Origin of the sequence: Rothia sp. HMSC078H08, assembly GCF_001808955.1 — a bacterium.
Lineage (GTDB): Bacteria > Actinomycetota > Actinomycetes > Actinomycetales > Micrococcaceae > Rothia.
In genome coordinates this window covers 1-13,647 of sequence record NZ_KV795257.1, presented here as the reverse complement: position 1 = coordinate 13,647, position 13,647 = coordinate 1, and the positions used below count along the sequence as shown (strand labels likewise).

Here is a 13,647-nt window from a genome sequence, read left to right as displayed (position 1 = left end):
CACGTTCTGCACACGAACTCAGCAGGACGGATTCCGCCTCCCTTGCTTCCACCTCCCATAGCCAGCCGCGAAGCATCCACCTCAAAAGTCCAGCAAGAAACCCCCGCCAGCACAGTACCGAAAGTGCTGCCCGGCGGGGGTTCCGAAAGAAGCCACATAGAGAAAGCTATAGCTGCCCGAATCCTTGCGGGTAGATCGGCTCGTAGGTGTTGCGGTTGCTGTAGCCGTCGCGGTCAACCACAATCACCCACTGCCCACGCAGATGCTCCACAGCCAGCGAGAAACGCCCCAGATACTTCAAATATTTGCGGATATCCTGCTTCTCACCCGTCTCTTTAACGTAAAACGCAAGGTCCTTAGCCTTAGTCGTGTACAGGGTACTCACCAGGATTTTTCGGCTCGTATTTTTAGCCTTTTCACCGGCGATAAGATCATCAGCAACATTGGCGCTCAGAACATTCTTATCAGCCGAAATAACCCACCCGTGCTTCTCCCTGTACAGGCGAAGAATTTCGGGGTGCAGCACCTTTTCCGGGTCCGTAACCTTAGAAAGAGGCTCAGTATCGCCCGTGTGGTAGAAGTAATTCATCGACGCAAAGAAGTACGCCAAGAATGCGTACAAGCCGGCGCGGTCGTAGTTATCCATTCCGGGCTGCTGAATAGGGTACGGCACGTTTTGCGCCGCCTGCGCCTCGGTAGCAGGAATGAAGCGCCCCTTACGTTCGAATGCCGTATAAACCAGCGGCCCGGAGGAAGGCCCCAAGGTACGGAGCTCATCGTACTTTTCCGTGGGTTCCAGGCGCACAAATTCCTGGTCACGCTTCTTATCGGCTTGAGACTCCGAACCCGTCCCGTTGAGCAGTTTAGTACCCCAACCAAAAGCCACCGCAACGAGGGCGGCACCAGCGAACACGCCAGCTCGTATAAACTTGGCGCGAGAAATCATAGACCTCATGAGCGCTCGTTGCTCGTTGTATCCGGGTCCGTTGTATCCGGGTCCACCAAAGTTATTCGTCATGTTGCTCTCCCCTCCCCTAGCTCAAACTATTTTCTGGGATGAATTGGACGGGCCTCCACTCATTCGTGAATTGTGTGCGTAGAGTCCCGTGTATTGCACCGTCTCGGATCAGGCCGCGCGTATCAAAATCGGTGATGGGGTACACCTGGTTTGTGTCTTTGCGGTACACCTGAACTTCGGGAAGAATATCGAACCGCACGTTCCATTCCACAATTTTTAGCGTCTCGTCGACGAGGCGCGGCTGCCCCTCCAGAAGGTTCATGGTCAGAATCTTAGAGGCAGGCGTGATGACCCAGCCCCTACCTTCTTCGTAGAGGTCCTGAATGGCGGGGAAGAACATTTCTTCACTGATATTGTCGATCCGCAGAACTGCCGGTTCCGAGGCGAGAATCATGTAGTTTTGGCAGGCGTAGTAGTAGCCCAGGTAGGGGCGCAGGTTTGACACCTTGTAAGTATTCGGCGTGTACCTCACGCCTGGGGCGGGTGCCGAGTAGGCGGGGTGGTCCCGGTTTGCGGGTGTGTAGGGCCCAATCACGCCATCGGCAACGTACGGGTATGTTCCGGTGTAGTCTTTTTCGTCAAAGAGCATTTGAGCGTTGACGATCATTCTTTCCCTCCTTGGATTCGATGTTCACTAGTTGCCGTTTTTATGAGCTGCCGAGGTGGTCCTGGACTGCTCGGGCGGCTGGGTTCAGCACCTGGGCGTCTTCGCCCGCCTGTATTTGCTTGCCTGTGGAGGTGCGTGCGCTCCCTGCCGTACTCCCCCGCGGCAACCGTATGGGTACCGCCCGGTGAGCGCCGGGAACCTCTACATTTCCAGTCTAGTAAAGCCGCCTCTACCCCTCCCAGGTACAAGCCGCATACCCAGGGAATCCACAGCATATAGCCAGGAAACGGCGCCGCCCATCTGCCCGCGCAGGATTATCCGGGCATGAGCGGGCATGCAGAAACCCCCGCCGGAACGGTACCGAAATACCGCCCCAGCGGGGGTTCCTTACACTAAAACCGTGTACTAAATCTGTGCACCCAGATTAGGCGCCCAGTGCCTCCAGGCCGGGCAGGGTCTTACCCTCAATGTACTCGAGGGAAGCGCCACCACCGGTGGAGATGTGGCCGAACTGCTCATCCTTGAAGCCCAGGTTACGGACTGCAGATGCGGAGTCGCCACCACCAATGATGGAGAACGAGTCAGACTCGACGATAGCCTGAGCCACTGCGCGGGTACCCTCAGCGAAGGGAGCAATCTCGAACACGCCAACGGGGCCGTTCCAGAAGATGGTCTTTGCACCCTTGATCTTCTCAGCGAAAATCTCGCGGGTCTTGGGGCCAATGTCCAGGCCCTCAGCCTCTGCGCCCAGCTTGCCGCCGGTCAGGTCCTCAATCGGGCGAATCTCGGTGTTAGCGTCAGCGGAGAATGCGTCAGACCAGACAACGTCCACTGCGGTGATGATCTCGGTGCCCTTCTCGGGAGCTTCCTTCAGGTAACGCAGAACGTTGTCGACCTGGTCCTTCTCCAGCAGCGACTGGCCAACCTCGTAGCCCTGTGCGTATGCGAAGGTGTAGCCCATACCGCCACCAATGAGGATGGTGTCAGCCTTACCAATCAGGTTGTCAATCACGGCGAGCTTATCGGAAACCTTAGCGCCACCCATGACCACGACGAAGGGACGCTCGGGGTCGTTCAGGGTCTTAGCCAGAACGTCAACTTCCTTCTTCACCAGGTCACCCAGGTATGCGGGCAGGCGCTTAGCAACGTCGTAGACGGAAGCGTGCTTGCGGTGAACTGCACCGAATGCGTCGTTCACGTATGCGCCGTTCTCACCGGTCAGTGCGACCAGCTCGTCAGCGAATTCGCCGCGCTCTGCGTCGTCCTTGGAGGTCTCGCGTGCGTCGTAGCGGACGTTCTCAACGACCAGAACTTCGCCGTCAGCCAGGGCTGCTGCCTTAGCCTTTGCGTCCTCGCCTACCAGGTCGGTTGCAACCTTCACGGGCACGGATGCCAGCTCAGCCAGGCGTGCAGCTGCCGGTGCGATGGAGTACTGGGGGTCAACCTTGCCCTTGGGGCGGCCCAGGTGCGCGGTCACGATAACGCGTGCGCCAGCCTTGGCAAGCTTCTCAATGACGGGCAGGGATGCGCGGACGCGGCCGTCGTCGGTGACAACGCCGTCCTTCAGGGGTACGTTCAGGTCGGAACGGACGAGAACGTGGCGGCCTGCGACGCCTTCTTCGAGCAGTTCGGACAGTGCCTTAGCCATAGGAATTCCTCCTGGATAGGTGGGTTTATATACCGTTTCCATCATACCGAACATTAGGGTGATTGACAGCCTAGTAAATAGCTTTTATATGGTGTTTTTCCGCAGAATATCGCGGATATTCGCACTCTCTATCAGCTATTTTCTTACGGTATTTTTGACCCAAAAAGGGCGACGGAAAATAGTATGTTTATACATTTTGGGGTTTTATTAAGACCCTTTACACAGAGCCTTGGTACAGGAAACCCCGACTCCCCCGCTTAATGCGGTGGTGCCGGGGTTCACTATGCGTTAGTTACGCGGGGTGACGCTTACACTCAGTGAGCGTCGTAAGCCTATTGGGGCTTAGAGGGATGCCACAACCTTGTTGGTGAACATCACGAGGCGCGAAACGTAGCCGTACTCGTTGTCGTACCAAGCGATAACCTTCACCTGATCGCCGATGACCTTGGTCAGCGGTGCGTCGAAGACGGTGGAGATGGACTCACCCTCGATGTCCTTGGAGACGATGGGGTCCTCGTTGTACTTGATGATGCCCTTCATGGGGCCCTCAGCTGCTGCCTTGACTGCTGCGTTGACTTCCTCAACGGTGACCTCGCGCTCAGCGGTGAAGGTCAGGTCGGTGATGGAGCCGGTGATGGTGGGAACGCGGACTGCGAAGCCGTCCAGCTTACCCTTCAGCTCGGGCAGAACCAGGCCAACAGCTGCTGCTGCACCGGTGGAGGTGGGGACCATGTTCACAGCTGCTGCGCGTGCACGGCGCAGGTCGCGGTGGGGAGCATCCTGCAGACGCTGGTCAGCGGTGTATGCGTGGATGGTGGTCATCAGACCCTGCTTGATGCCGAATGCGTCGTTCAGAACCTTAGCCATCGGAGCGAGGCAGTTGGTGGTGCAGGATGCGTTGGAGACGATGTGGTGGTTAGCTGCATCGTACTGGTCGTCGTTCACGCCCATGACGAAGGTGCCGTCGATGTTCTTACCGGGAGCGGAGAGGATAACCTTCTTAGCGCCAGCCTCGATGTGTGCCTTTGCCTTGGTACCGTCGGTGAAGAAACCGGTGGACTCGAGGACTACGTCAACGCCCAGGTCCTTCCAGGGGAGGTTCTGGGGGTCACGCTCAGCGAGGATCTTGATTTCCTTGCCGTCAACAACCAGTGCGCCTTCCTTGACCTCAACCTCTGCGTTGAAGCGACCCATGATGGAGTCGTACTTGAGCAGGTGTGCCAGGGTCTCAACATCGGTGAGGTCGTTGATTGCGACGATTTCGAAGCCGACGCCCTCGGTCTGAGCTGCGCGGAAGAAGGTGCGGCCGATGCGGCCGAAGCCGTTGATTGCTACGCGTACGGTCACTGGAGTATCTCCTTGTCAGTGCGTTGGTGGCGGTGTACGAATCCGATGCCTTGTAGGCTCTGGTTTGTCGGATTCGTCCGTGCTCTATGTTGCCCGGTGTGTTCCGCCGTTGTTGGTAATAATCCTACCCTAGTTTGTGTGTGTTTTGGTGTGTTCTATCAAGAAATTTTTGTGAGTTGCGCCATAAAAATCGGCAAAAACCCGTTGTTTTCTGTTGTTTTACGTTGTGTTCGCCCCTAGAAAATGTTGCGATACGGTCACGGCAACATAAACACACACGAAACACACATTTGCTAAAAACCGCGCCATATCAAGGCAAAATATGAGGGTAAAAAATACCCTTTCACCTGCGAATGGGTTTCAATGACACCCAATACGCTCGCACACGGTGCAAATTCTCACCCAAAAACAGACGACCCCAAAGTAAGACACACCACAGCCTTAAAGAGGGCTAAATACGCTCCAGGCACACAGTTTTCGTGTCGCCCGCGGCGCATCATACGGGAACACCCCGCAGGAACACCGCATAAGCACATCCGCGGACACGCAGCACGAGCACACAGCACAGGGTCAACACGGGCACATCGGAAAGGCGGCTAGTACACGATCCTAATAAACGACCAGCGCCACAGCACCCAGCCCCGAATGAGCCGACAGCACCGGCGGCAACGCACTCACCAAAAACTCCGGCGCCGAAGAAGCGGCAGCATCATGAACTAGGGAGCTCTCCCCCAACATCTGCTGAACCTGCTCGTACAGTTGCACCGCCTGCGCCGCATTACCCACATGATGCACCGCAACTACCTCACCACGCGGGGTTGCTTTGAGAGAAAAACTGGTGCGGGAAAAACTGGCAAGAGAAGAATCCATGTCAGGTGCAGCCACAGAGGTGAGAGCCGCCGCATGCTGATGCTCACGGCAGGTCTGCACGGTCACCTCCACCAGACGCTCCAGGGCGCGCGCCGCAGTGCGGGGGCGCTCCACATACGCCAGCTTGCCCTCGGTAATCGTGCCAATCGGCTTGATCTGGAACATCTGGCCCACCATCGCCAACGCCGGGGAAACGCGACCACCGCGGCGCAAGGCATCCAGGGTCGGGATATAAAAGTAGAGCGTGGACTGCTCGCAGACCGACTGAATGTAGTCCACCAGCTGCGCCGCAGTCGGATAGTCAGAGCTCGGGTGGTCAGGGCTCGGAACAAAATCAGAGGAAGCAGAGTTCAGCACCTCCAGGGCACGCACCACCGCGTGTCCGTATGCACCCGCGACCGTGCGGCTATCCACCACGCTCACACCCTTAGAACCCAGGCGGCTCAGGCGGGCACCGGTGCGTGCCGCCTCCACCGTACCTGAGAGCTCGCCGGACAAATGCACAGACACCACATGCATAAAACCTCGCGACGCCAAATCGTCATACACATCAGCAAACACGCCCGGCGCAGGCCCGGAAGTGCTCACCGTCTGACCCATCACGTGCGCAAGCATAATCGCCTCATCCACCTCGGCGGCGGTCAAGTCCTGCAGTTGACGGTCCGGCTCACCGGGCGTGCGAATAGTCACCGGCATCGGAACCAGCACAAAATTACCGCAAGCGCTCAGGCGCCGCACGAGCTCCGGGTCAAGGGCGGCGGCGCTATCGGTTACCACGGCAATGCGGGGCGCATTATCCTGCTCGTGTGCAGGATGTGCCCGCTCAGCATGTTTCTGCTGAGTATCCTTCTGGCTCATTAGTCCCTCTCCCCTGCTGGTTATATTCACGACACAACTATTGTGTCTGGCGTCTCATTGTGGGCTTCTACCACCATAGCCCCGGCAGAGCAGAACGTCCAGGTTCAACGCGCTAAAGGCCGCGTTAACGGCGCAAGCCCCGCCGCGCCTCCGGGTTCGTTCCATAAAACGAACCGAAGCCACAGCGGGGCTTGTGCTTTATCTAAGAAGCTTAGTTAGCTACAAAGCTTAGATTACGATGTTCACGAGCTTAGGCGCACGCACAATCACCTTGCGGATCTCGGCGTCACCAATCGAACGCTGAACAGTAGCATCCGCCAGAGCCAGCTCCTGAAGCTCCTGCTCAGAAATATCCTTTGCAACCTCCAGGCGAGCCTTGACCTTGCCCTTAATCTGCACGATAGCGGTGACGGTGTCATCCACCAGCAGAGCCGGGTCAACCTCGGGGAAGCCCGCGGTCAGAACCGGGGTGTCGTGGCCGAGAGCGTGCCACATGTCCTCAGCGGTGTAGGGTGCGTACAGAGACAGCAGAATCGCGATAGTCTCAGCAGCCTTACGGACAGCCGGGTCAGCCGCACCAGCACCGGAGTCAATAGCCTTACGGGTAGCGTTCACAAGCTCCATGGTCTTAGCAACAACCACATTGAACTTGCCGTTATCCAGCAGGCCCTGAACCTCGTGCACGGTGCGAGCAATCAGCTTCTGCAGCTCCAGGTCACCGGTGGTTGCGTCAACGCCGGGTTCGCTGGTGACGTCCTGAGCCACACGCCATGCGCGAGCCAGGAACTTCTGCGAGCCGGCGGGAGAAACGTCGGCCCAGTCCACGTCATCCTCGGGCGGGGACGCGAAAATCATGGTGGTGCGGATAGCGTCCACACCGAACTTGTCGAGCTGCTCACCCAGGTTCACGCCGTTACCCAGCGACTTGGACATTGCCTTGCCGCCGTTGAGCACCTGGCCCTGGTTCATGAGCGCCTTGAACGGCTCATCGTGCTTGATCAGGCCCAGGTCGCGAACAACCTTGGTGAAGAAGCGTGCGTACAGCAGGTGCAGAATAGCGTGCTCCACACCGCCAACGTACATATCGACGGCGCCCCACTCGCTCATAGCCTGCGGGTCGAAAGGAGCCTTGTCGTAGTTCGGGGAAACGTAACGCAGGAAGTACCAGGAGGAATCCACGAAGGTGTCCATGGTGTCCGAGTCACGGCGAGCCTGCTTGCCGCACTCGGGGCAAGGCACAATCGCCCAGTCATCGGCAGCTGCAAGAGGCGACTGGCCCTTAGGAGCCAGCTGCTCACCGCGCAGGTTATCGGGCAGCAGCACCGGCAGCTGATCCTCAGGAACCAGAACCTCGCCACAATCCTCACAGTGAATCACGGGGATGGGGGTACCCCAGAAACGCTGGCGGGACAGCAGCCAGTCACGCAGACGGTAAATGACCTTGCCCTCACCGGTGCCGGCAGCCTCAACCAGCTCAATAGCCTTAGCGAGCGCCTCAGCCTTCGGCAGTCCGGTCAGCTCACCGGAGTTGATGAGCACGCCGTCACCAGCTGCGGCAACACCGCTGGTAGCCGGGTCCTCAGCACCCTCAACGTCCAGGACCTTCACGATGGGCAGGTCGAACTTCAGGGCGAACTCAAGGTCGCGCTGGTCGTGCGCGGGCACAGCCATAATCGCGCCGGTACCGTAATCGGCGAGCACGTAGTCAGAAGCCCAGACGGGCAGCTTCGCGCCGGTCAGCGGGTTAATCGCGTAGCGGCCGGTGAACACGCCGGTCTTCTCGCGGTCGGAGGACTGGCGGTCAATATCGCTCAGTGCCTTAATGTCTTCGCGGTACTGCTCCAGGGCAGCCTTGTGCTCGGGTGCCACGATCTGCTCGGCGAACGCCGCATCCGCAGCAACCACGATGAAGGTTGCGCCGTACAGGGTGTCCGGGCGGGTGGTGAACACGGTGAAGGATTCAGCGGCCTGGTCCTCGGTCGCCTCAATCTCGAAGCGCACCTCAGCGCCCTCAGAACGGCCAATCCAGTTGCGCTGCATGAGCAGAACACGGTCGGGCCACTTGCCCTCCAGCTGCTCCATGTCGTCCAGCAGCTGCTGTGCGTAATCAGTGATCTTGAAGTACCACTGGTTCAGCGACTTCTTAGTCACGGTAGTACCGCAACGCTCACACGCACCGTTGACAACCTGCTCGTTCGCGAGCACGGTCTGGTCCTTGGGGCACCAGTTGACCATGGAGTCCTTACGGTACGCCAGGCCCTTCTTGTAGAACTGCTCGAACAGCCACTGAGTCCACTTGTAGTACTCGGGGTCCGAGGTGTGCAGGCGGCGGCTCCAGTCAGCGGCAATAGCGTAGCGCTTGAAGGACTCAGCCTGAGTCTCAATGTTCTTGTACGTCCACTCCTTGGGGTGAGTGTCGTTCTTAATGGCTGCGTTCTCAGCGGGCAGGCCGAAGGAGTCCCAGCCAATCGGGTGCAGAACATCGTAGCCGCACTGCTTGAAGTAGCGGGCGTTCATGTCACCAATAGCGAATGCCTCCGCGTGACCCATGTGAAGGTCACCGGAGGGGTACGGGAACATATCCAGCACATACTTGCGGCCCTTGGGGGCGTCACCGGTGGGCTGGAAAACCTTCGTTTCGTCCCAGTAGGGGCGCCACTTGGCTTCCATAGCGCGGAAGTCGTACGCATTTTCGTTGCGTTCGGTCTCTACCTGAGCAGACACAGCGATTCCTTAAATAAAGACAGGTTGATAAAAACTTAACCCTCCAAGTGTAGCGCGAAACCAGCACCGCGCCAGAGTTGAGGCCGCCCCGACTACCAAATGGACGGCACCGCCCGCCCTACCACCCGCCCGACCACGATGCGGCAGGCGGGTTTCAGAGCCCTTTCAGGCTTCTCCCCTAGAATTAAGAACGGGACTTTGCCGTCCCAGTACCCAACCCGCGAAAGGTACCCATGACCTCCACCGTTACCCCGGACTCCCCCAACACCTCGATTCTTGAGGGTGTGCCCGGCCCGCTCATTCCCGGCACCCGCCACGACGCCCTCATCGGTGACGGCGCGCAGGCGGTCATGACCCGCTACTGGCAGTACGGCAAAGGCATGAACGACGGAGTCTTTCCCGAAGGCTCCTACCCCGTACTGCTCGTGCACGGCTTCCGCGGCGACCACCACGGTCTCGAAATCATCGCGAACTACCTGCTGAAGCTCATCCCGAACGTCAGCATCATCAGCCCCGATCTGCCCGGCTTCGGCCGCTCCGCAGACCTGCCCGAAAGCACCCTGGGTGAGGACAGCATCGACGCGTACGTGGCGTGGCTGAACGACTTCGTGGAACATATCAACCCCGCCCGCGAGGATGCACGCCCCCTGCCGCTGCACGTGGTCGGCCACTCCTTCGGTTCCATCGTCACCAGCGCCTTCGCCGCCGCACACCCGAACTCGCTCACGCTGCTCTCGCTCATCAACCCCATCAGCGAACCCGCCCTCGAAGGCAGTCAGCGCGTCGCCTCCCGCCTTGCCTCCCTCTACTACCGCACCGGCGCGGCACTACCCGAAAAAATCGGCTACCCGCTACTGCGTTCACAGCTGATTACCCGCGCCTCCAGCGAAGTCATGATGCGCACCAAAGACAAAGCAATGCGCCGCTTCATCAACGGCCAGCACGCCGCCTACTTCGGCTCCTTCGGCTCCCGCCGCGGAGTGCTCAGCGCCTACGAAGCGTCCATTACGCACACCGCCGCCGAATACGCCGCCGCCATCCGAGTACCCGTGCAGATGCTCGTTGCTGAAGACGACGACCTGGGCACCCCCGAAACAGCTCGCGCCATGTACGCGACGCTGACCTCCCGCGACCTCCCCGCTACTTCGACCGGTGCCCGCGAGCGCCTGGACATGATCCCCGAAGTCGGGCACCTCATCCACTACGAAACCCCTCGCCGCGCCGCGGAACTCATCGCCGATTTCGCCGCCGACCACTCAGGGAACGAGAAGTAAGGAACCAACATGAAACTCATGGTTGACGCCCGATACACCCGTATCGGCTTCCACGACGGCATCAGCCGCTACACTGCGTCCCTGCTGGGCGCGCTCAAAACCCTCATCGACACCGGCGACGAAGCCGCCACCGACCTCGACCTGACCATGATCATCAGCGATGAGCGTCAGCTGGAGATGCTGCCGGATTTGCCGCACGTGAAGATCTGCTCGCCCACCGGCCCGCTCGAACCGACCGCAGCCCTGCAGCTGAATAAGTACGCGCCGGACGTGGTGTTCTCCCCCATGCAGACTATCGGCTCCACCGGACGCAAATTCAAGCTGATTCTCACCCTGCACGACCTGATTTACTACTCGCACCCGACCCCTCCCGGGTTCCTGCCCGCACCGGTGCGCGTGGGCTGGCGACTCTTCCACAAGACCTACACCCCGCAGCGTTTTCTGCTCAACCACGGCGACGCGGTCGTGACGGTTTCTGAGTCGACCGCCTCGCTGATTCGTGAGCATGAGCTGACCACCAAGCCGCTGTTCGTGGTGCCCAACGCCCCGCAGCCCGGTAGCGTCGTCTCCCGCCAGACCGCGCTGGAGCGCGCCACCACCCGCGAAGAGCAGCCCGTCAAGCACCTGGTGTACATGGGTTCGTTCATGCCGTACAAGAACGTAGAAACCCTGCTGCTGGCGATGCGTTCCCTGCCGGATTACCGCCTGCACCTGCTGTCGAAGATGCCGCCGCAGCGCCTGGTGCAGCTCACCGACGAACGCCTCATCGGTGAGAACGTGGAGGTGCACAACGGCGTGAGCGACGAGGAGTATCAGCAGCTGCTCCGCCAGGCGCACGCCCTGGTGACTGCCTCCCGCGAGGAGGGTTACGGCCTACCCGTGGTTGAGGCTCAGGCTGCCGGTTGCCCCGCGGTGATTAGTGACATCCCGATTTTCCGTGAGATTGCGCCGCACGCCGTGTTCGCGCCGGTTGACGGTGCCCCGGAGGCGCACGCCGCCGACTGGGTGAAGGCTATCCGCTCGCTGGAGGACACCGCCGTTCGCGAGCGCGTGATTATTGACGGCCTGTCGGATGTGCGCCGCTACTCCTGGCGCGACTCGGCGCTCAAACTGCTAGAGGTCGTGCGCGGGCTCTAGGGCGCAGGTTCTAATGCGCGGGCTCTAGGGCTTGCAAGGCTTACAGAACGCGGCACTAAATTACGGCGCTAGGCGCAGAAATGCCGCCGCACTCCCCCGAAACTCGGGAGGGTGCGGCGGCATTCTCGCTAGTCGTATTTTAATGATTGAAAAATTTTATTCAAACAAAAATCAAAGACTCCCATTCCGAAATCACTTAATATCAATTGACAATATAGTATCAACAGCCAAAAGAACTATAATATCAGTCAAGAAACATATTAACATACATATCACTAGCCAAAAGAACTTATCCCACACGACCCCGGCATTCTTGGGATTCTGGGATGAATCTCGAGTAGTTTCAGCAACCGTTCTAATCCACACAAATATTTTCAGAGTTAAATAATTAAATATTGCGACCAGCGGAAAAAATGCAAAAAATAGTTCCATTTTCATATTCCCAAAAAATACGGTGATGATTACAGCAACTATGCAAGAAATAACCTCAATTATCACATCTATTAAAGAATGAGTTTTTTTCTGCAGAATATCTGGATTCTCATATGCAGTTGATACTATATGTTGAACAGCTCTCCTCCTCATATAGATATGCTTTGATATATGCCGATCCGCAGACTTTACACCAAATTCACCGGCTGTAAAATAGCTCCGAATCGAATGAGCAAACGAGCTATTCGGAGTAATTGCCTTATCTACTATCTTTCCGTAGTAAAATACAGCAGAGTTTCCCACCGGATCCAAAAAGTGAGAGTATTTAAAGAATTTCAGCCTATTATCACCAATAACATCAATGCTAATAATTTTCTCCGTAAAAAATCCGATAGCAAGAAATATAACAAAAAATACACCGTGATAGATTATATTAAAAACCCGGCTTGATGTTTCAAGTGGAATATAAGGATCTGGAATATCTGATCCAAAATAAAAATCCAGTGTTATATTTCCGGCAAGCAAGGGTAGAGACCTATAAATGTCAGATACTAAACCTAGGGCAGCGATAGTAAATCCACCCAAAATGATAAATACCTGAAGTGCTGCGCCCAAGGAAAGAAGCGCTGACTTTGCAATCGAGTACTCACCTTTCCCATTACTTGCTCTAAGAGAACCCATCAGGGAAACGAGCCCAAGACCTCCGCCAACCCCAATAAGCTGAACTTCTTCGCAGTCTATATTCGCGATATTCCTCTTAAGAGATTTATACGTAAGATATTCACCCATAGAATGAGCAACAACAATGACTTTATCACTCTCATTCATCAAGTTTTTAATGTCTGACTCTACAACCTGTAAATATTCAAATTCAGACCCTGTCCTAACATAATCAGCTGAATCGTTAATCTGTTCCCACAATGGCTCAATTCTTTCCCACTCAAGGAAAGGAAAAAGAATAGTGAGTGAAACAAATATACCCAGAATTACGATTGACACCCCTGCAGCTATCATCCATAAAATTTCCATATTTCGCACCATAAATAACAAAATAATGAATACAATCATGAAAATTGAGACCCATATTTTATGCTCCAACCACCTATCCCATCTTGACCATATAATAAAGAACAGAAATATTGGTGAAAACAATAATATAACACTAAAATAAAGGGAAACCCTATCTTCTGGGGTAATTTTTTGAAAATTTGAAAAAATGGAAATTAATTTATCTCCTAAAAATAAGAACAGAAAAAAGGCACTCAAAGAAAATATAAAGTTATAGACTCTAGACGAAACAATCCTCATTCCCAAAAAATACAGAAGCAATAAAAAACAATTTGCAACATTTAAGGCTAGGCGAATCAACCCAATCAGCAAAGCACCTATGCGAGTGCGGCCGACCTTGTTCGCAATCCACTCTTTTAGGAGAACTAAGTTTGTTCTTTTACTCACTATATTTACAGGACTTGGACACTTTTTATTCCAGTTTGATTCTCGGAAAATTACATTCTTAACTATATTTCCATAATATATTTCACCAACGGCTTCAGTTGACCCATTCGAAGGTCTTGAGACTTCCCTGTATTTAAGATAGCTATCAGAATTAAATTCATCTCTAATTGAAGGATATATTGCGCTAAAAGTATCCCCTGATTTCTGATTTCCAATTCCATGCACGAAAAGGACGCCTAAATCGGCTCTTCCGAGTTGAGTGTGGGTGACCGGGTGT

Annotated in this window: 9 protein-coding genes; 2 read left to right on the top strand and 7 right to left on the bottom strand. The window is 56.0% G+C overall.

What is annotated here, in order from left to right; translation table 11 throughout:
- Window positions 1-166 precede the first annotated feature (166 nt).
- The 6 genes from HMPREF2528_RS06930 to leuS all read right to left on the bottom strand — a co-directional run bounded on the left by HMPREF2528_RS06930 (window position 167) and on the right by leuS (window position 9,072).
- Window positions 167-1,018: a DUF6318 family protein gene (locus HMPREF2528_RS06930; protein WP_070543447.1), complete on the bottom strand. Its 852-nt coding sequence runs from the start codon at window positions 1,016-1,018 to the stop codon at window positions 167-169.
- 16 nt (window positions 1,019-1,034) lie between these two features.
- Window positions 1,035-1,625: a DUF6318 family protein gene (locus tag HMPREF2528_RS06925; protein WP_049341307.1), complete on the bottom strand. Its 591-nt coding sequence runs from the start codon at window positions 1,623-1,625 to the stop codon at window positions 1,035-1,037.
- A 424-nt stretch (window positions 1,626-2,049) separates the two neighbouring features.
- Window positions 2,050-3,273 (bottom strand): phosphoglycerate kinase, encoded by a 1,224-nt coding sequence (pgk, locus tag HMPREF2528_RS06920; protein WP_005506145.1) that lies wholly within the window; start codon window positions 3,271-3,273, stop codon window positions 2,050-2,052.
- Window positions 3,274-3,615: 342 nt separating this feature from the next.
- On the bottom strand, window positions 3,616-4,620 hold the full coding sequence (gene gap / locus HMPREF2528_RS06915; RefSeq protein WP_012903599.1) for a type I glyceraldehyde-3-phosphate dehydrogenase: 1,005 nt from the start codon (window positions 4,618-4,620) through the stop codon (window positions 3,616-3,618).
- Window positions 4,621-5,229: 609 nt separating this feature from the next.
- A complete protein-coding gene (locus HMPREF2528_RS06910) occupies window positions 5,230-6,348 on the bottom strand; it encodes a DegV family protein (RefSeq protein ID WP_210397108.1) in 1,119 nt (372 codons plus the stop codon).
- A gap of 228 nt (window positions 6,349-6,576) precedes the next feature.
- Window positions 6,577-9,072: a leucine--tRNA ligase gene (gene leuS / locus HMPREF2528_RS06905; RefSeq protein WP_070543445.1), complete on the bottom strand. Its 2,496-nt coding sequence runs from the start codon at window positions 9,070-9,072 to the stop codon at window positions 6,577-6,579.
- A 233-nt stretch (window positions 9,073-9,305) separates the two neighbouring features.
- On the opposite strand from leuS, the gene HMPREF2528_RS06900 reads away from it, so the two are divergent.
- Both HMPREF2528_RS06900 and HMPREF2528_RS06895 read left to right on the top strand, forming a co-directional pair.
- Window positions 9,306-10,346: an alpha/beta fold hydrolase gene (locus HMPREF2528_RS06900; RefSeq protein ID WP_070543443.1), complete on the top strand. Its 1,041-nt coding sequence runs from the start codon at window positions 9,306-9,308 to the stop codon at window positions 10,344-10,346.
- A 9-nt stretch (window positions 10,347-10,355) separates the two neighbouring features.
- Window positions 10,356-11,483 carry a glycosyltransferase family 4 protein gene (locus tag HMPREF2528_RS06895; RefSeq protein ID WP_070543440.1) on the top strand — a complete coding sequence of 376 codons (1,128 nt, stop codon included), beginning with the start codon at window positions 10,356-10,358 and terminating at the stop codon, window positions 11,481-11,483.
- 192 nt (window positions 11,484-11,675) lie between these two features.
- On the opposite strand, the gene HMPREF2528_RS06890 is transcribed toward HMPREF2528_RS06895, so the two are convergent.
- On the bottom strand, window positions 11,676-13,647 hold a 1,972-nt coding region (locus HMPREF2528_RS06890; RefSeq protein ID WP_168160861.1), incomplete at its 5' end, for a hypothetical protein.